We start from the raw sequence: 18,512 nt of genomic DNA, 5'->3' as shown, positions 1-18,512 counted from the left end.
TATTCCCATCTGTGGTATACTATAGGCAGTGGAGGAACCTGCATATGAGTACAAACGTTGTGTTTACAATCGGCAGACAGTTCGGAAGCGGTGGAAGACAGGTGGGGAAAACCTTGGCACAGAAGCTTGGCATACCCTTCTATGATAAGGAGCTCATCGCAATAAGCGCCCGCGACAGCGGACTGAGTGAGGCTCTGTTCTCGAATGCGGATGAGAAAGCCACCAGCAGCATCTTCTACTCGTTGGTGATGGGCAACTATCCTATGGCCAGTGGTGCATTGGGCGTTACGGAGATGCCTCTCAACGACCAATTGTTCCTAATCCAGAGCAAGACGATCAAACGCCTGGCTTCGGAGGGTTCGTGCGTCATCGTAGGCCGCTGTGCCGACTATATCCTCAGGGATATGGACAATGTGGTGAACGTCTTCATCCATGCAGACCTGAAAAACCGCGTCGAGCGTGCCGTCAGGGTATATGATGTGCCAGAAAACAAGGCGGAGGACATCTGCTTGAAAACTGACAAGCAGCGTGCGAATTTCTACAACTATTACAGCGACCGCAAGTGGGGTATGTGCCGCACCTACGATTTGAGCCTTGACAGCGGAAGGCTGGGCATCGAGGGGTGTGCAGAGCAGATCATCATGTTTGAGAAACTATACAGTGCACATAAGGGCCAGGTGATTTGATGCTGATCGACCTTCTGGACAATCTTGAATGGTATCGAGCACTTCATCCCGCCGTACAGACAGTCATTGACATTCTTGATCGCAGCCTTCCTTACGAGGATGCGGCAGGTCAGCATAGTGTCGACGGGCTTGGCTATCAGGTTTTAGCCTATGTCACCAATGAGTTGGGCAGTCTGCAGATTGCAGGCGAGCGTCAACTGCACGTAGTGCTCGAAGGAGAGGAGCTGTTCAGTCTACAGGATGAGAAACAACCTGTGGTGGTTTCTCATTTGACCACAGGTTCGTTCGTGCTGGTGGCAAAAGGTGAAACCTATCGCCATCAGCAGGTGCTTACCAGTGAGTGCGCAGTCAAGAAGGTGATTTTCAAATTACCTGAGTCTGAGCTCTGAATCGATCTCGTTTACGCCAGAGGTGGGAGAGCATGAATCGCTCTCCTTCTTTTTCGTCCCTCGCTCGGATGGCATCGACAAGACGGCGGTGTTCGGCTTGGGTTTTTGCAATTCCCCGGTCGTTGATGTTCTGAGCGAACAACAGGGCGGCTTCGCTGAGGTTCAGGCGGCTGTAGGTGAGTGCAAGCAGGTTGTTTCCGGAAAGCTTGACCAGTTCAAGATGGAACTGGTAGTGCAGGCTGCTGAAGGTCTGCACATCAAAGGCCTTGCCTCCCTTCCACAATGCATCCATGCGGTCGAGAATCTGGTCCAGGATGGCGGGGTCTGCTCCGTTCTCGCAAGCGAGGCGGATGGCCAGTGCCTCAAGATACGCCCTGACTTCGGTCAGCTGTTGGTAGTCGACCATGGTAATATCTTTCACGTAGCTTCCGCTATGGGCGACGATGACCACAAAACCGTCCTGCTCCAAGCGCTTGAGCGCCTCCCTGACCGGGGTGCGGGAGCAGGAGAACTCCTTGGCAAGGGTATTCTCCGAAAGCTTGGCTCCGTTTGGGAGCAATCCTTGGCGAATCTGATGTTTGAGATGGTTGTAGATTGTATCAATCAGTTGGCTTTTTGTCGTGTTGTCCATCAGTTGCAGTATAGCCAAAGCAATCCTGTGTGACTAGCATAGCCCAACAAAATTGGCCGCAGGCAACGGCTGCGGCCAAGGATCGAGCAAAAATTTGTTACTGGTCGATTCCAACAAGCTCAATGTCGAAAATCAGCAGAGCATTGGGAAGAATGGTCTCGGTCCCCATTTCACCATACCCGAGGCTGGGGTGAATCCAGGTTCTGACGACGCTGCCGGTATTCATGGCAAGCAGGGCTTCGGTGAATCCCTCGATCAACCCATTTACCGGGAAGTGTGCAGTCTGCCCCATATCATAGGAACTCTCAACCACTGTTCCATCGATGAGCTGGAGCTGGTAGTTCACCTCGACGGTGTCGGCGAGAACCGGCTTGTTTCCCGTTGCCGGGGTAAGCACCTGGTACTGAAGACCGCTTGGTGTGACGACGACTCCCTCATTGGATGAATTTTGTGCAAGGAAAGCTTCAGCCTCGGCCAGGTTGCTGACGGCAATCTCGGCAATCCATTCCTGGTACTCCTTTTCAAGGATCTGCTGGTATTCAGTGAAAGCAACCTGCATCTCCGCGTCGTTCATCAACAGCTGATTATCGCAGGCATAGTCCAGAGCTCCCTGGGCGTACAGATCCCCGTTGACGGTGATTCCCTGGCCGGCCATATTGAGGGCGAGCAGGTAGCCGTACGTATAGCTGAATGCATCGGACAAATCCTCAGGCTTGGCCAAGCCGGTGACTTCACTGATACTGGTATAACTCTTACCGTAATCGGTATTGGCAAGACCTGCGTTCCAGACTTTCTCCTGGTAGTCGTTGACATTTGCGTACAGCTCTTCGAGAGAGTAGTAACCATTGGGGACTTCACTCAACGAATCCTTGTATCCATCGAGAGCTCCCTTTACATAGTAGCCGGCATCGAAGAACAACCCTTGGGAGGAGAAGGACTGGATCAGCAGATAGCCGTAGGTATAGCTGAAGCGGTCGGTCAGGCTCTCAAGCTCGGTTGCCCGCTCCATGCTGATGGAGTAGGGCAGGACACCCAGTGTCACCAAGGGGTTGATATAGCGGATGTTCATCGCCTTGTTGTTGTCGAGAACCACTTCCACATAATCACCTGCACCAAGGCTGGCGATTGGATAACTTGCATCGGTGTAGGATCCCGCCTGGAAGGTAAGATCCTGGTTATCGGCGCTTCTGGCAACCAGGGTTACCTGGCCATTCTGATTCATAGTAGTAAGGATGCGTACGGTTACAGCTGCTGGATCGCTTTCTTTCATACCCATCGCGAAGAGGCTTGAGGAAATGAGGATCATGGCCAACAGGGTCACGACCACCTTTGTTCGATTACTCTTATTCATAGTCTTTCCTTTTTGTAGGGTGGTTGCTACTCTAGCAACTTCCCCATACTGTACGTTCTCTCAAGTCAAACGTCAATGCTCAATTTCTCAAGATTACGCCGACTATATTTCTTATTGTACTATATTATCATCAGATACGTCCATTCTTGTAGTTTTGTGAACTTAAAGCGCATTGCCAATGAAAACATTGCATGGTAGGGTGACAGAATACTAAGGAGAACAAGGACCATGAGCACTATTACACGCAGTATTCCCAATGCACAGGACATACACCTTTTATATGAGACGGTGCGTATCGCTGCGCAGGCGAAACGCAAGGGGAACCACCCCTTCGGAGCCTTGCTGGCCGACAAGGACGGCAACATCCTGCTTGAACAGGAGAACAGTTATGAGGAAGGAGGCTCTGCAATGCACGCCGAAACCCTGCTTCTTTTCAAGGCAGGCAAGCTGTACGATCCGGCCTTTCTCTCCACCTGCACGCTCTATACCAATGCCGAGCCCTGTGTGATGTGTACCGGCGCCATGTACTGGACCAATGTCCGCAGGCTTGTCTTCGGCATCACCGAAGCGAAGCTGCTTGAGCTGACTGGTGCCGATGAACAGAATCCCACCTTCGATCTGCCCAGCCACGAGGTGCTTGCCCACGGACAGAAGGACATCGAGGTGGTGGGACCCACCGATGATAAGGATCTTGAACAAGCGATCATCGCCGACCATCTCTCCTTCTGGGTGCATTGATGATCGAGCTTCCCTATCTGCTCAAACATGAAAATATCTGCCGTTTGGAAGGCGGGAACATTCTCATCGGGGACCGCAGGGTGTTCCCCTTCGAAAAACGGTTTGAGGTATGCAGCTCTGTTGCTCAGGTCGCCCAAGCCCTGCGCTCGATGGTGACACAAGGGGGAGGTCCTCTTGAGGTTGCATTGCAGACCATGGTTTTCGTAACAAGACAGATGCAAAGCGGGGACCTCCCAAGCGGGTTTTCAACACTTGCCGATGCGGCTGACCAACTCATTGCAGCCAGACCGACCAATACGACCATGCAGCGGACCCTGCAAGGTTTGCTCGCCCAAGTACGGATGTTTGCTTCCGATCCTGATGAGCTTGCCCAAGCAGTAGGACGGCAGGTGCAATCCATACTTGACGGCTTTGACCGGTTGTATCATCAGATGGGACGGATGGGAAGTACGCTTTTGGATCAGGATTCGGTGGTGCTTACTACGTGTTTTGCAGAGCATACGTTTTTGCTCTCCCTTGCCTATGCACAAGAGAGTGGAAAGAAGATACGGGTACTGGCCAATGAGACCCGTCCCTATCTTCAGGGTTCGCGACTGACGGCCCCAAGCCTTGAGGAGATGGGCATCAAAGTGCAGGTCGTCACCGACGGCATGGGCGCAACGTTCCTCGTGGAAGGAAAGGTTGATGCATACATGACCGCTGTCGACCTTCTCTGCATGGATGGTACGGTGGTGAACAAGGTGGGGACCCTCTCCAACGCCATCGCCGCCCGTTACATCGGTGTCCCTTACTATGCCTTCAGCATCTCCCCCGACCAAACGAAACAAGGAAGGGACGATGTGAACATGGAAATGAGGTCTCCCAAGGAAATTACACGGTGCATGGGGCTTCCCACGACCTTGGATTCCATAGGGGGCCTCTATCCGGCATTCGACATTATCCCGCCGGCTTTGGTTACCGCCTTGGTGACCCCCAAAGGCATACTCAAGCCGGAACAGGTGAAAAGGAGCTTTCAGTGAAAGCAATTATTGGAGGAACAGGCGTCGATGCCTTGGACGGCATCCCTCTCAAGCGAACATTGGTACAAACCCTGTATGGGGAGGTTGAGCTGTTTGTCGGCGACCGATTGGTTTTTCTTCCCCGCCACGGATCGTCCCACTCTTTGCCGCCGCATTTGGTCAACTATCGTGCAAACGTTGCTGCACTTACCGAATTGGGGGTGGATCAGGCTATCGGAATCTATGCAGTAGGTTCCATTTCCTCGGCATTGAAACCCGGAGAAATAGGCATGGTTTCAGACTTTGTCGATTTTACCGGGGGATCGCGGGAGCAGACCTTTTATACCGGAGGCGAAAGCGGGGTGCGCCACATCCCGATGGACGATGTGTTCGATGCATCATTGAAGGAACGGATGCAAACACTGAGCCCCCGGCTTAAGGACGCCGGAGTGTATGTATGCACAAACGGTCCGCGGCTTGAGACAAAGGCTGAAATCCGCCTGTACGCTCGGTTGGGTTGTGATGTGGTGGGAATGACACTGTCCACCGAAGTGTCGCTTTTAAGGGAAGCCGGCATCCGCACGCTCGCTCTTGCATACAGCATCAACTGGGCTGCAGGAGTCGAGCAGGCGAATGTGAGCTTCATAGGTGATGAGCAGATTGCCGTTTTGAGGGAAGAGATGACTCAGCTGTGCTGCAAGACCTTGCTGATCTGATCCAACTGATACGGCGTACTCTGGTAGATATGGTAGTTCAGCCAGTTGCTGAACAGAAGGTGAGCATGGCCCCGCCAGCGCACCGTCACCTCGTCACCTTGATAATAATTCAAGGGTTTCTCCGGATTCAGTGCTGCTGCAAGGTCGCGTTGGTACTCATCATGCAAAGTCAGCTCATCGTACTCGCTGTGACCGGTGACGAACACCTTCCTCCCATCCTTGCTTGCTGCAAGATACAGCCCCGCCTCTTCTGAGTCCGACAAGACAATCAAGTCTTGAACAGAAGACAGCTTTGTCTCATCGACTGCCGTATTGCGCGAGTGCGGCGCCCAGAAAAAGTCGTCGAAGCCGCGGACCAGTGGGTGTCCTTTCTGCTTCACTGTATGGCTGTAGACGCCGGAAAGCTTCTTGGGAAGCAAATGTTTTTCGATGCCATAGTGGTGGTAGAGGGCGGCCTGGGCCGCCCAACATACAAAGAAGGACGAATACACATGTTCATCGGCCCACGCAAGGATCTCGGTAAGTTCCTTCCAGTAGGCTACCTCTTCAAAGGCAAGCGTCTCAACCGGGCTCCCGGTGATGATCAGGGCATCGAAATGGCTCCCTCGTACCTGTTCGAATGTCTGGTAGAAGGTCTGTAGATAGGAGATGGGAGTGTGTTTGCTTTGGTATGTCGCTGTAGTAAGAAATGTCAGTTCAACCTGCAAAGCGGTGTTTCCCAACAATCTGAGGAACTGCTCCTCGGTACGAATCTTGTTCGGCATGAGGTTGAGCAGAGCTATCTGCAACGGCCTGATATCCTGGTGAATGGCCCGTTCCTTGGTCATGAAGAAGATGTTCTCCTGCTTGAGCACTTCGGCGGCAGGCAGGTCTTGGGGGATTGTCACCGGCATGGAGAGCCTCCTATTGCGTCGAAGGCCTGGGCCAGGTCGTCGATGAGGTCCTGTGCGTGTTCACACCCGATGGAGAGACGGATGGTCGTGCCCTGTATTCCCTGGCTGATCTGCTCTTGGGTTGTCAGCTGGGAGTGGGTGGTGGTCGCAGGATGGATTACCAGCGACTTCACATCCGCCACATTGGCAAGCAGGCTGAAGAGCTTGAGCGAGTCGATGAAGGCTCTTGCCTGCTTTTCGGTCCCTTGTATGTCGAAGGTGAAGATGCTGATGCCTCCTTTGGGAAAATACCGCTTGTACAGCCCATGGTAGGGATTGTCTGCGAGCAAGGGATGCCTGACTGTTGCAACACCAGGATGCTTCGAAAGGAAATCAACCACTTTTTCTGTGTTCTCAACGTGGCGGGCTACTCGCAGGGCGAGGGTTTCAAGGCCTTGGAGGAAAAAGAAGGAGTGGAAAGGGGACAGGCATGCACCGGTGTCCCTCAGGATCACCGCCCGTGCCTTGGTGATGAAAGCAGCCCGACCGCAGGCCTGGGTGAAGCTAATCCCGTGGTAGCTGGGATTGGGTTCGGTGAGCGAGGGGAACCTGCCGCTTGCCTCCCAATCGAAGTTGCCGCTGTCTACAATGACACCCCCCAGGCTGGTTCCGTGTCCACCGATGAACTTGGTGGCCGAGTGCACGACAATATCGGCGCCCAATTCGATGGGTCGCACCAGATAGGGGGTAGCGAATGTGTTATCCACCACCAAGGGGATGCTGTGACGGTGGGCGATGACGGCCAACTGCCCAAGGTCGCACAGAGTTGCGTTGGGGTTGCCGATGGTCTCCACAAAGAGCGCCTTGGTGTTTTCGGTGATGGCAGCTTCTACCTCGGCCAGATTCGAAACGTCGACGAATGTGGTGGTGATACCCCACTCACTGAGGGTATGGGAGAAGAGGTTGTAGGTACCGCCATAGATGGTGGCAGAGGAAACGATGTGGTCTCCTGTTCTAGCAAGATTGAGCAGGCTGTAGGTGATCGCAGCCGATCCACTCGCAACAGCAAGGGCTCCGACGCCTCCTTCAAGGGCAGCAATGCGCTTCTCAAAGGCCTCCTGGGTGGGGTTGGTCAATCTGCTGTAGATGTTACCCGGTTCAGAGAGATTGAACCGAGCTTCGGCATGGGCGCAGTTGTCAAAAACAAAACTGGTGGTCTGATAGATCGGAACTGCTCTTGCTCCGGTTGCAATGTCCGGTTGTTCCTGTCCTGCATGGAGGGCGATTGTTTCGAAATGATGGGTAGCCATAGGTGTCTCCTGGTGTAAATATGCACGAACGACTGTTCGTGGGGTGCGTAAGACCAGAAGCGTCACATGTGGTCGACTACAGAGCCACAGCGAGGATGTTTTGCTTGTTTCATGAAGGTTCCTTGGAGTTTGTTTAGGCGAGTGCCATGTGGCACATCATAGGATCGGAAGATTCAGTTGCGCTTTGCATCTGCATCATGGTGTGCCTCCTCCAAGTAAAATATCCTACCGAAAGGCTGGATAATGCAGTAGTATAAAGTCCGGGTTCGCTTACGTCAAGGGGTTTGTAACAATTTTTGCGAAGTAGTAAAAAACCGGGGATTTCTCCCCGGTTGCACCTCTAGTCCTCGATGGCCATATAGGCATCGAATTCTGCAAGCATCGCTTTATCGGGATTTTTATCCAGAAGGCTGAAGACGATCATCAACAGTGAGGCGAGAATGAAGCCTGGAAGTAGTTCATAGACGTCGAAGAGTCCTCCTGAGAGCTGTTTCCAAATGATTACCGTAGCACCGCCGCCGACCATTGCTGCGATGGCTCCATTGCGTGTTGCCCTTCTCCAGAAGAGGGCTGCGATGATGACGGGCCCGAAGGTGGCACCGAATCCAGCCCAAGCGTAGCTGACAACATCGAAGATGGACGAGTTGGGATCCATCGCCAAAAAGATTGCGATGATGGTGATGACAATCACGGTGACACGACTTACAAGCAACGTCTCCTTGTCGGAGGCGTCCTTTCGGAGCAGAGCCTTGTAGACATCCTTGCTGAAGGCTGATGAGGCCACCAGAAGCTGGCTGTCGGCGGTGCTCATACTGGCTGCGAGGATTGCACAGAGGAAGAAACCTGCGATGAACGTGGGGAATATCTTCTGCATGCTGGCGATGAAGACTGCTTCGGCGGCACTCTGGCTGTCATAGGTCATGGGGAGGAGGAACAGCTTGCCGACAACACCGACGAGCAGGGCGGCCGCCATTGCAATGGTAACCCAGACCATGGCGATCCTGCGGCTGGTTTTTACCTCGGAGTTGCTTCTGATGGACATGAACCGAACCAGAATATGGGGCATGCCGAAGTATCCCAAGCCCCAGGCAAGAGCACTGAGAATCTGCAGGAATCCATACGTGGTTCCCGGAGGAGTTATGAAGGGGTTGATGAAGTGCTGTCCGAATTCACCAAGCTTTGCAAAGGTGTGTGCAGGACCTCCTACCGCCACTAAGGCAAAGAAGCCTGTTGCAACCAATGCAACAAACATGAGACTGCCCTGCACGAAATCCGTAGCGACGACGGCGAGGTACCCTCCCAGAAGGGTGTAGCCGAGGATGACCACCACTCCAAGAAGGAGGGCTGCATAATAGTTCATGCCGAATACAGCGGTGAAGAGCTTGGCGCAGGCCAAGAATCCACTGGCTGTATACACGACGAAGAATACGAGAATGATGATCGAGCTGACTGTCTGCAGTACTTTCGATTTGTCATGGAACCGGTTTGCCAGGAACTCGGGGATGGTGATGGAGTCCTTTGCATGGATGGTGTACTTGCGCATTCGTTTGGCTACAAAAAGCCAGTTCAGGTAGGTTCCCACCAGAAGGCCTACGGCTGTCCAGAAAGCTTCCTGCAAACCTGTAAAGTAGGCGAGTCCGGGAAGGCCCATCAAGAGCCATCCGCTCATGTCGGATGCCTCGGCGCTGAGGGCCGTAAACCATGGACCGATGGAACGACCGCCGAGGAAGTAGTCGCTGGTGGACTTTGTTTTGCGGAAGGTAAAAAAGCCGATGGCCAGCATAAGGCCAAGGTAGAGGGCAAAGGCGAGGGCTGTGATTAGTTGATAACTGTTCATGGAATATTCTCTCCCCATCAAAAGCATGTTGGTTCAGAATACCTGTTGTAAAACCACGTTGCAAGAGAAAAACAGAACAGAATGTAAAAATCATGCATAAATATGCACGTTTTTATTGATACCGTATGGTTTGCCACAACTCGTTGTACAGCTCCAGTTTCGATCCCAAGTCACTGATGTTGTCCGAATTGGACAAATCTTCGATTGAGAAGAAGCTATGTTCGGTTTTCATGAAAGCCGATGCGCCGGTATTGGTGGTAGGCGGAAGACTGAAGGTATCCAGAAATACTGCATAATTCTTGGGGTCATGGATGAAGTTGATGAAGGCGTGAGCGGCTTGATTGTTCCTTGCACCTTTGGGGATGACCATGTTGTCGATGTACATCATGCCGCCTTCAGGGGGGATGAAGAAGTCGATCGTGGACCATTTGTCGGCGCTGATCTCAGCAAAAACATTCTCCGGATAGGCATGTACTACGACAAACTCACCCCTGCTGAAGGCCTTGCCGAAGGACTCAGAGTCGAACTTAACCAGATTGGGTTTCCACTGTGTGTTGATCAGGTCGGTCGCCCTCTGAAGCTCCTCTATGTCGGTGGAGTTCCCGCTGTATCCCAGATGTTTCAGGGCGGCTCCCATTACCTCACGCATATCGTCGAGCATCGACATGCTGCCTGCCATACGTGCATCGGCGAAAATGGCCCAGGTTCGATCGTAGTCGCTTGGAACGCGTTCGGTGTTTACCGCAATGCCGCTGGAACCCATGAAGTAGGGGACGGAGTAGCGGTATGTGGGGTCATAGGCAGCTTTTTCCTTGAAGAGCGGGGAGAGGTACTTGAGGTTGGGCAATAAATTGTGATCAAGTTCAGCAAGAAGTCCCAACTTGATCATAATGGCGGTATAGTCGGAGGACGGGAAAATGACATCGTAGCCCTCGTTCCCGCCTGCCATGATTTTTGCAAACATCTCTTCGTTGGAGGCGAAATTGTCGATCACCACATCGATGCCGGTCTCCTTCTCGAACTGCTCTACCAGGGAGTCGGGTGTGTAGTAGGTCCAATTGTACAAATACAATTTGCCATTCCGACCGCTGGATTTCTTACAGCCTACACTGCTCACTATGAGTATGCAGACTAACAGTATGAGAAAAAACCGAGATGTTTTGTGCATGACGCACCTCCGAACGAAATGATGCCTCCAACCTTAGCTGCTTGCAGCCACAGTCTTTAGGAATTTCCTGAAGGTGAATGCGATGACCATGGTACCGAGAATCATAACGAACGACAGTGCGTTGATAACCGGGGAGACGCCGTAGCGAATCATCGAATACACGTACAGGGGTAAGGTACCCGAACCAGGCCCGGATACAAAGAATGTAATGACGAAGTCCTCAAGGGACATGGTGATACACATCAAAAACCCTGAGAGTACTGCAGGTATGATGCTGGGAATGATGACTTTGGTCAACGTCTGCCGTTCATTGGCTCCGAGGTCCCTTGCAGCCTCTACGGTGGAGTAATCGAACTCATCCAAGCGTGCAGTAACCATCATGAACACAAAGGGCAGGTTGAACGTCGTATGGGCTGCGAAGATGGTGAACATTCCCAGTCTTACCTTTACCGCAGAGAAGAAAATCAGCATTGAGATACCGATGATGACTTCGGGAAGGACCATGGGCAGATAGCTTACAGTGGTGATGTAGCTTCTGCCGTGGAAGCGGTACCACTTGATGCCGATGGCGGCAAGCGAGCCCAGTGCAGTTGCCGTAACAGCACTGGTCAGTGCGATGATAAGGCTGTTCTTGAAGGCAGCCCAAAGCGAGGGGCTGTTGAAAATCAAGGTCTTGTACCATATCAGCGAAGCGTGGTCCCATTGCATGCCCTTGGCGCTGTTGAAGGAGAAGAACACTACAACAAACAGGGGTATGAACAGAAAAACGACGACCAGTGCCAACATCACATAGGAAAATGAAAAACCGGATTTGCTTTGGTATTTATGGTAGTTCATTTGGTGCCTCGATGGCTGTGGTGTGCCTTGATGTTGTGTTCAAGCGCCTGTTGGGTGGTTTTCTTGGTTCCACCTTCTTTTTGCATCTGCTCCCGCTTGCCGTTGTAAAGCATCCAGAATACTCCGACCAGTGAGATCAGGGTGAGGATCATGGAGAAAGCAGAAGCCAGCGGCCAGTTTCTTGTCTTCGATACTTGATCGACGATGATGTTCCCGATCATCGTCGAATCCTTTCCTCCAACCAGCAGGGGTACGGTGTACGCTCCAAAAATGGGGATGAAGGTAAAGATGAAGGCGGTGCTCAGTCCGCTCTTGATGTTGGGGAACATCACCTTGACGATGGAGCCGAGTTTGGTGGCCCCAAGGTCGCGCGCTGCGTCGAGCAGGGAGAAGTCGAACTTGTCGATGGTGGTGAACAGCGGAAGGATGGCGAAGGGCAGGTACATGTAGATGAGTACCAGTACCACCGCCCCGTTGTTGTAGATAAGCTTCAGCCCTTGATCAATGAGGCCAAGGCGCATGAGCACGCTGTTGATGAACCCCTCTGTGGAGAGGATCGATATCCATGCATAGATTCTGATCAGTGAGTTGGTCCAAAACGGAATGATGATAAGAAAGAGCAGAAAGGTCTGGTGTTTGCTCTTTGCCATGGCATAGCCGCACGGGATGGCTATGAGAATGCACAGGAATGTGGAAAGTACGCTGATCCACAGTGTCCTGACCACAACCATTGCAAAGCTCGGGTTGAACATCTGCTTGTAGGCGGTCAGGGTGAACTCCCACTCCACACCTCCATACAGGCCTCGTTTCATGAAGCTGTAGAGTATTATTATACCCAAGGGGACCGTGAAGAAGAGGGTGAACCATAAGCCCATGGGACCACCATAGATGGTCCCCAGCAGTTGTTCACGTTCCCTTGGTTTGAGGGTCTTTTTCATCGGTCGGTATCCTTTACCAGATAACCGTCGGCTGCAGTCCAGCTGACGTAGACGGTGTCCTTCCATTCAATATCGGGGCCGTCCTCAAGGAACACCGTGTGTTGCTTGAAGACTTTGACCTGGGTGGAAGGCGCCTGCTCGAGCTTAACATAGAATTTTGATTGAAAGCCTGAATACACAGGTTCATCAACAACTCCCTTGAATGTGTTGAGCTCCTTTGCCGTTGTACGGGGAGGATTGGTGGAGATTCTCACCTTCTCGGGTCGAACCGTGAAGTCGAGATTCGCCCCGATCTCCTGCGGCTGGGAATCGGTAACCGATATTTCTCCTTGCAAGGCAGGAACATCGACACGAATCAGGTATTCCTCTTCAAACGGTTCGCATGAGAGCACCTTGCAGGGGAAACTGTTGGATTCGCCGATGAATTGGGCGACAAAGCGGGTTGCAGGAGCCTCATAAATCTCATAGGGGGTGCCAATCTGCAGTACTTTGCCTTTATTCATGACGGCGATGCGGTCCGAGACCGATAGCGCTTCACTTTGGTCGTGGGTGACATAAATGAAGGTGATTCCTACCTTGTCATGGATTTGGTCCAGTTCAACCAACAGGTTTTGCCTGAGTTTTGCGTCAAGGGCGGAGAGCGGTTCGTCGAGCAGAAGTACACTCGGCTCGTTGATCAGGGCCCTGGCAATGGCAACACGTTGCTTTTGGCCGCCGCTGAGCATGGAAGGCTTTTTATATACATGGTCTTCCAGCTGCACAAGGCGGACATATTCCATGACTTTTGCTTCGATTGTTTGCTTGTCCACTCGCCTGAGACGTAAAGGGAAGGCGATGTTTTCGTAGACGGTAAGATGGGGAAAAAGGGCGTAGGTCTGGAACACAGTGTTGGATTGCCGTTTGTCCGGCGGCAAGGGCAAGATGTCCTTGTTGTCAAACGCCACGCTTCCAGTATCAGGGTAATCAAACCCAGCGATAATCCTTAAGAGGGTGGTCTTGCCACACCCTGAAGGCCCCAGCAGTGAGAAGAACTCACCTTTGTTTATCTTGACACTCACATCGTTGAGTGCCTTGAAATCGCCATAGGAGCGGGAAACCCGTTCGACAGTAACTTCAACACCTTTCAATCTTTTCCATTCCCTCCACTCGCTTCAGGCATAGAATTTCCAAAACTTGAGGCCTTGGAGCCTTTACGATTCACTGCGAATATCGAATATTTATGAGCCTCTGTCAAGCAGTTTGCCTAAAATTTGCCCTACTTGGGAAAATAGAGAATAAAACCAATCAATGCAAATACTTATAAAAAAGAAGAGTATCAAGGCATGACGAGAGTCGCATAAAAAAACGAATTGTTTGTCAAGGCTAAACCAATATTGCGGTTCTGTCCAGCATAGCGAGCTTTTCTCGTGTGTATTCAATGGAGAAAATCGATGCGGACAACCTCCCCTGTATCCGGGTCCTCCCGATATACCGCCGGTCCTTCTTCGTCGTACCCAAACCATTTCAGTCGCGTGAATCTCAGCAGCTTGGCCTCCTTTGGGAAATTGAAGACCCTGCAATAATCAAAATGCTGTTGTGTCTGGATGCGCAGATCAAATGGCAACATTCTCAGGGTCTCCTTCGCATTGTACACGCACCTCAAGGTGTTTGATGAAGGACAGGCGTTTGTTGAACTTTATGCGAGGCGACGCATACAAGCAGTACAAGCGTATGCCTCTCATGACATAAGCGTAGGGCCTTCTATGCAAGGCGTCAAGATTAGGCTCTGATCAATTTTCAACCGAACCATCGATTTTTCAGTATTAGGTTCGCTGTGGCAGAAGCTGCCTTGGTCTTCTCAATGGAAATCAGAAGATGGTTCAAGCTGGCCGGTAAGCAAAGAAGGAGGAATAAAAAAAAGGATACCAACAATGCCGTTGGTATCACATCTACTACGCCAAAGAGGTCTCGAACCTCTGACCTACTGCTTAGAAGGCGCAATTTTAGGTTTATCAAACTTTATTAAAAGCTATCATAAGCGATTAATATATAATGAATTAGAGTCGATATAGAACAAGTGGTTTTATCAAGAACTATCAGCGATTATACATCAAAAGTAGGGGTTATTAGGATATTTGATGTAGAATTGGTGTAGTGGTTATAGCTATCGGTATGGATATTGATGTGATATTCTTATGTTTATGAATACATTATGCAGTCAGTTGGTGATTTCAACGATTACGGCAGTGCTAGCTTTTGCTAGCTCATTATATCTTGCAAGGAAAAAAGCTAAAGCCGAGCGATCATTACTTATTGAAGAATACGGACTCCAGAAAGGTAAGCATATTTGTGATATTCGGTTCGATGAAGAGTTTGCAATTTGCAAAGATTTGTCAGAAGTAGCACATTATCTTTCAGAAGCTTCATTCAAGATATTTCCTCAAATAGAGGATTTTGGAGGAAACGCTCATGATTTGTTAGTAGAGACTCAAAAACGTCATCATGAAGCATTGGAATGGTTGGAAAAGTTTAAGGAAAAGTTATATGGAAATGCACCGTTCCTAACTGAAGCATTATATGAAGACTTCTGGCTATTCTATACACATTGTGAATATTTGATACAGAACCAGCCATTGATGCAGGGTATAGAACCTGAAGAATTGAGTCTTGATTATTCGGATTCTTTTCTTGCTTATAGCTCTCAGCTAGGAAGAACAGACATCGAACTTAGTACTTTGGTAAATAAAGTAAGAAAGCATTTTGAAGATTTGGAATAGAAGATATGGAGCTCTCTGGTTTATCTATTACTCCATATCTGGCCGTTTGGGCATATTCAGGACTCTTTGGCGTCCTCCTAATAAAGACAAAACCTTGGCTCAAAAACCAAGGCTCTGTTAGAAAACTCTCTAAACTCTTCTCTTCTTTAGCTAGGAATATTTTGAGTGAGCTTGCTTACCAAAATCACCGAGTGTAGCGGAAAGAATGATTAATGGTTGTGTGAATCAGAAGAGCCCATCAAATGCATCCTCGTGCTCTAAGATTCTGCTATAACTATCCTTCAAAGAAGGGTGGTTGTATCTCTCGGTCATGCTCTCTGAACTATGGCCTGTAGTCTCTTGCAGAATATCCAAGGGAAGTACATTCTTCAAAAGAGTATTGTAGGTATGTCTGAAACTGTGGATTACCAGATTCCTTCCGTTAATCTCTATTTTTGCATTCTCCAAAGCTTTCTGAAATCTGTTCTGCAGCGTCTTTCCCATGATTGGTCTGCTGCCATTGCTCCCATAGAAAATCAAATCCTCTGGATCATGGAAAGGCGTACTCGCTTTCCAATGTTCCAGAATCTCCTCTGCTCTCTGGCTCAATACCACAACTCTGCTTTTTCCTGTCTTGGTGCTCCCAGTGGAATCATCGTTCTTGATGGATTCTTCAATCAATAAACCATTTCGCTTCTTGTCCTCGATTACATGCTTCCATTTCAAAGCTCTGGCTTCACCTCTTCTCATACCTGTTGTTGCCAGGATGAAAAAGTAATATGCATACTCTTCCTCCCTCCAAATCTTCGTCAGTGCTTCGAGGTCGCTCGGGAATAGCTTCTGTAGCTCTTCTTGGGAAAATACATCTCTGGTCTTTGGCTGAACCGCTAGAGACTCAACAATGGAAAGACAGTTGTAGGGAATAATGCCTTCTCGCTCCGCTTCTCTGAGAATGGTACGAAAGGCATAGAGAATATGATTCTTCGTCTGGTTGGACAAAGCTTCCCCTGTGTTCTTGCTCTTCAATGCTACGAGCCAGTTTTCAATCTCCACACGATTCAAGGAGGAAAGTTTGCGTTTCCCGAATTGGGGTAGGATGTAGTTGTCCAGATGATTTCTTCTCAATGTGGCATTGGTCTTGGAAAACCTCTTTCCCTTTGCCAGCTGACGTTTGATATACAAACATTCATCCCATACAAAGAACGTCTTGGCATACTCATTCAATGTTCTGTCTTTGCTGTCATTCTGGGCAAGGAACTTTTCCACTACGGCAACGGCTTCATGCTTCAGTGATTTGCCTGTGGATTTAGGTTTTCTCGTTCCATCATCATCGTAGTAGTAGAAGAACCAAACTACGCCTTTCTTGTTCTTGGCATCCTTGTAGCGCTTGAAAAGAGTGTATTCATGTCTCATGGTCTCTAGTTTTGATGTAGAATTTGATGTAAGTCAAGGGTGACTTGTTGACTGGGTAAAAGAAAAGATACCAGCCAACTTGCTAGTATCTTATTTCTAGGTAGTACTTTGTTTGTTTTACGCCAAAGAGGTCTCGAACCTCTGACCTACTGCTTAGAAGGCAGTTGCTCTATCCAACTGAGCTATTGGCGCACGTTTAAAGACACTGAAGTGTCCGAAACGTGGAAACCTTACCGTAAATCAGAAAAAAGGTAAAGATGCCTTGTGAAGAAACGTATTGGTACAGATACAATGGTGTTCCATTATATTTGGGCTTGCCTAATGGAAGAATAATGGGTATACTGTATTTACCTAGTAAACTACTAGGAATAAAAGTACTTGTTAGGAGGTACCTTCATGTTTACACAAGTTGCACTTCCCTATGGATATGCCGACCTTGAGCCACATATCGATGAACTGACGATGGTGACGCACTATACAAAGCACCATGCAGCCTATACTAATAATTTGAATGCAGCCTTGGATAAGGATGCAAGCCTGAAAGATCGCACTATCGAGGATATTCTTTCCAATCTTGACAGCATAAAGGATGAATCACTGCGAACGACAGTGCGAAACAACGGAGGTGGTTTTGCCAACCACAATCTGTACTTCGCGACACTCTCTCCGAATGCCAAAAAGAGTCCATCCGGAATTCTGGAGACGAGAATTAAAGAAGGATTCGGAAGCCTTGATGCACTGAAGGATGAGATCGGCAAGCAGGCAGCCGGAAGGTTTGGATCAGGTTGGGCGTTTCTGGTCGCTCATGCCGACGGCAGGCTCTCGGTAGTAAATACTCCGAACCAGGACTCTCCGCTGATGCAGAAAAATGGGGGGGTACCGATTCTTGGAATCGATGTTTGGGAACATGCGTACTATCTGAAGTACAAGAACCTGAGAGCCGAATATATCAAGGCTTTCTGGTCGGTCCTTGATTGGTCCGAGGTACAGAAACGGTACGAACAGGTGATCAAATACCAGTAGGTTCCACAGCCTTGTGAAGTCCCTTCTTTGTTGATGTAAAGGAGGGACTTTTGTTTGCATCAAAACTGTGTGAGGAATATACAAACTGTGAATTAATAGCAAACAGAGTACGGAAATATCCAAATATTGAGCGGAACAGTACAAATATATTAGTCTTTTAGTACTTGCTTAAGATTGCCATAACTCCTTACAATACCAGTGTAAACAGAACAAACGAAAGGAGCAAATCATGGATAAAAATGATTTACACAAGAAAGAAAGTATTGAATTCCTGATCAAGAACACCGATATGTTCCTTGATGCAGATTATAATAAACTCGCCTCTCATATCGAGGGCCACCGCTACTTTTTGGGAAAGAACCTGAATATGCCTATCACGTGGGATGAAGCAGTCTATTCCTGGATGAGCAACCTGTATGAGCCCATCAGCCAAGTGATGGAAACCTGGACCACGCAGATGAGCTTCCCCGGCAAAAGGAAAGCTGACCTGTTCTTCGAGGTGTGTGACCATCTGTACTATCTCAGTGTAGAGAAGCAGAAAGAAGTGAACGCATATGATGCAGTACTTGATTACAACGCACAGTATGGAAAGACCATCGGAAGAATTCTTGCCAAACTGCTGTCGATCAAATACGCAGCGTAATTAGATATATCTCCAGTTTATTTGTAACTTGAAAGGTGGCGTTGCCACCTTTTGTTATATCCAGACACCAAAGGCCGCTCGGAAGCGGCCTTTACTCGTGAAAAAAGGCAACCAACACTGGTTGCCTTCATGAATCGGGGCGAAAGGACTCGAACCTTCGATATCCTGCTCCCAAAGCAGGTGCCCTAGCCACTGGGCTACGCCCCGAAACTTTCTGGAGTATACGC

General features: G+C 49.7%; 19 protein-coding genes and 2 tRNA genes. 8 read left to right on the top strand and 13 right to left on the bottom strand.

Going from position 1 to position 18,512, the window contains the following annotated elements:
• Window positions 1-44: 44 nt before the first annotated feature.
• A complete protein-coding gene (locus MUG09_RS09685) occupies window positions 45-686 on the top strand; it encodes a cytidylate kinase-like family protein (RefSeq protein WP_244771221.1) in 642 nt (213 codons plus the stop codon).
• Window positions 686-1,075 (top strand): YhcH/YjgK/YiaL family protein, encoded by a 390-nt coding sequence (locus MUG09_RS09680; protein WP_244771220.1) that lies wholly within the window; start codon window positions 686-688, stop codon window positions 1,073-1,075. Before MUG09_RS09685 ends, MUG09_RS09680 begins: the two co-directional genes overlap by 1 nt.
• On the opposite strand, the gene MUG09_RS09675 is transcribed toward MUG09_RS09680, so the two are convergent.
• A complete protein-coding gene (locus MUG09_RS09675; RefSeq protein WP_244771219.1) occupies window positions 1,050-1,706 on the bottom strand; it encodes a GntR family transcriptional regulator in 657 nt (218 codons plus the stop codon). The genes MUG09_RS09680 and MUG09_RS09675 overlap by 26 nt on opposite strands.
• Before the next feature lie 97 nt (window positions 1,707-1,803).
• Complete coding sequence (locus MUG09_RS09670) at window positions 1,804-3,057, bottom strand: FKBP-type peptidyl-prolyl cis-trans isomerase N-terminal domain-containing protein (RefSeq protein ID WP_244771218.1); 1,254 nt, start codon at window positions 3,055-3,057, stop codon at window positions 1,804-1,806.
• Window positions 3,058-3,285: 228 nt separating this feature from the next.
• On the opposite strand from MUG09_RS09670, the gene MUG09_RS09665 reads away from it, so the two are divergent.
• Genes MUG09_RS09665 through MUG09_RS09655 form a run of 3 tightly spaced genes read left to right on the top strand, consistent with a single transcriptional unit; the run spans window position 3,286 to window position 5,509 of the window.
• On the top strand, window positions 3,286-3,795 hold the full coding sequence (locus MUG09_RS09665) for a nucleoside deaminase (RefSeq protein ID WP_244771217.1): 510 nt from the start codon (window positions 3,286-3,288) through the stop codon (window positions 3,793-3,795).
• Entirely contained in the window at window positions 3,795-4,814 is a 1,020-nt protein-coding gene (locus tag MUG09_RS09660; RefSeq protein WP_244771216.1) for a translation initiation factor eIF-2B alpha/beta/delta subunit family protein, read from the top strand. Before MUG09_RS09665 ends, MUG09_RS09660 begins: the two co-directional genes overlap by 1 nt.
• A complete protein-coding gene (locus MUG09_RS09655; protein ID WP_244771215.1) occupies window positions 4,811-5,509 on the top strand; it encodes an MTAP family purine nucleoside phosphorylase in 699 nt (232 codons plus the stop codon). The genes MUG09_RS09660 and MUG09_RS09655 overlap by 4 nt, the downstream gene beginning before the upstream one ends.
• Here MUG09_RS09655 and MUG09_RS09650 read toward each other — a convergent pair.
• The 8 genes from MUG09_RS09650 to MUG09_RS09615 all read right to left on the bottom strand — a co-directional run bounded on the left by MUG09_RS09650 (window position 5,479) and on the right by MUG09_RS09615 (window position 14,077).
• Complete coding sequence (locus MUG09_RS09650; RefSeq protein ID WP_244771214.1) at window positions 5,479-6,402, bottom strand: homoserine O-succinyltransferase; 924 nt, start codon at window positions 6,400-6,402, stop codon at window positions 5,479-5,481. The genes MUG09_RS09655 and MUG09_RS09650 overlap by 31 nt on opposite strands.
• Complete coding sequence (locus MUG09_RS09645) at window positions 6,393-7,691, bottom strand: O-acetylhomoserine aminocarboxypropyltransferase/cysteine synthase family protein (RefSeq protein WP_244771213.1); 1,299 nt, start codon at window positions 7,689-7,691, stop codon at window positions 6,393-6,395. The genes MUG09_RS09650 and MUG09_RS09645 overlap by 10 nt, the downstream gene beginning before the upstream one ends.
• Before the next feature lie 340 nt (window positions 7,692-8,031).
• Complete coding sequence (gene putP / locus MUG09_RS09640; protein WP_244771212.1) at window positions 8,032-9,528, bottom strand: sodium/proline symporter PutP; 1,497 nt, start codon at window positions 9,526-9,528, stop codon at window positions 8,032-8,034.
• A 112-nt stretch (window positions 9,529-9,640) separates the two neighbouring features.
• A complete protein-coding gene (locus MUG09_RS09635) occupies window positions 9,641-10,696 on the bottom strand; it encodes an extracellular solute-binding protein (protein WP_244771211.1) in 1,056 nt (351 codons plus the stop codon).
• A 33-nt stretch (window positions 10,697-10,729) separates the two neighbouring features.
• Complete coding sequence (locus MUG09_RS09630) at window positions 10,730-11,533, bottom strand: ABC transporter permease (protein WP_244771210.1); 804 nt, start codon at window positions 11,531-11,533, stop codon at window positions 10,730-10,732.
• Window positions 11,530-12,471: an ABC transporter permease gene (locus MUG09_RS09625; protein WP_244771209.1), complete on the bottom strand. Its 942-nt coding sequence runs from the start codon at window positions 12,469-12,471 to the stop codon at window positions 11,530-11,532. The genes MUG09_RS09630 and MUG09_RS09625 overlap by 4 nt, the downstream gene beginning before the upstream one ends.
• A complete protein-coding gene (locus tag MUG09_RS09620) occupies window positions 12,468-13,598 on the bottom strand; it encodes an ABC transporter ATP-binding protein (protein ID WP_244771208.1) in 1,131 nt (376 codons plus the stop codon). Before MUG09_RS09620 ends, MUG09_RS09625 begins: the two co-directional genes overlap by 4 nt.
• Window positions 13,599-13,885: 287 nt before the next feature.
• Window positions 13,886-14,077 (bottom strand): hypothetical protein, encoded by a 192-nt coding sequence (locus tag MUG09_RS09615; protein WP_244771207.1) that lies wholly within the window; start codon window positions 14,075-14,077, stop codon window positions 13,886-13,888.
• Between the two features lie 574 nt (window positions 14,078-14,651).
• On the opposite strand from MUG09_RS09615, the gene MUG09_RS09610 reads away from it, so the two are divergent.
• Entirely contained in the window at window positions 14,652-15,227 is a 576-nt protein-coding gene (locus tag MUG09_RS09610) for a hypothetical protein (RefSeq protein ID WP_244771206.1), read from the top strand.
• A gap of 225 nt (window positions 15,228-15,452) precedes the next feature.
• Here the strand turns inward: MUG09_RS09610 and MUG09_RS09605 are convergent, their stop codons facing one another.
• Window positions 15,453-16,619: a tyrosine-type recombinase/integrase gene (locus MUG09_RS09605; protein WP_244771205.1), complete on the bottom strand. Its 1,167-nt coding sequence runs from the start codon at window positions 16,617-16,619 to the stop codon at window positions 15,453-15,455.
• A 118-nt stretch (window positions 16,620-16,737) separates the two neighbouring features.
• A tRNA-Arg gene (locus tag MUG09_RS09600) sits at window positions 16,738-16,811 on the bottom strand.
• A 204-nt stretch (window positions 16,812-17,015) separates the two neighbouring features.
• Here MUG09_RS09600 and MUG09_RS09595 point away from each other — a divergent pair.
• Both MUG09_RS09595 and MUG09_RS09590 read left to right on the top strand, forming a co-directional pair.
• A complete protein-coding gene (locus tag MUG09_RS09595) occupies window positions 17,016-17,642 on the top strand; it encodes a superoxide dismutase (RefSeq protein ID WP_244771204.1) in 627 nt (208 codons plus the stop codon).
• Between the two features lie 229 nt (window positions 17,643-17,871).
• Window positions 17,872-18,285: a DUF4032 domain-containing protein gene (locus MUG09_RS09590; RefSeq protein ID WP_244771203.1), complete on the top strand. Its 414-nt coding sequence runs from the start codon at window positions 17,872-17,874 to the stop codon at window positions 18,283-18,285.
• A 134-nt stretch (window positions 18,286-18,419) separates the two neighbouring features.
• Here MUG09_RS09590 and MUG09_RS09585 read toward each other — a convergent pair.
• Window positions 18,420-18,492 (bottom strand) — tRNA-Pro (locus tag MUG09_RS09585).
• Window positions 18,493-18,512: the final 20 nt, after the last annotated feature.

Source organism: Sphaerochaeta associata (assembly GCF_022869165.1).
In the GTDB taxonomy this organism is placed as follows: domain Bacteria; phylum Spirochaetota; class Spirochaetia; order Sphaerochaetales; family Sphaerochaetaceae; genus Sphaerochaeta; species Sphaerochaeta associata.
The sequence above is the reverse complement of the archived record's forward strand: the minus strand, read 5'-3'. Positions and strand labels throughout refer to the sequence as shown.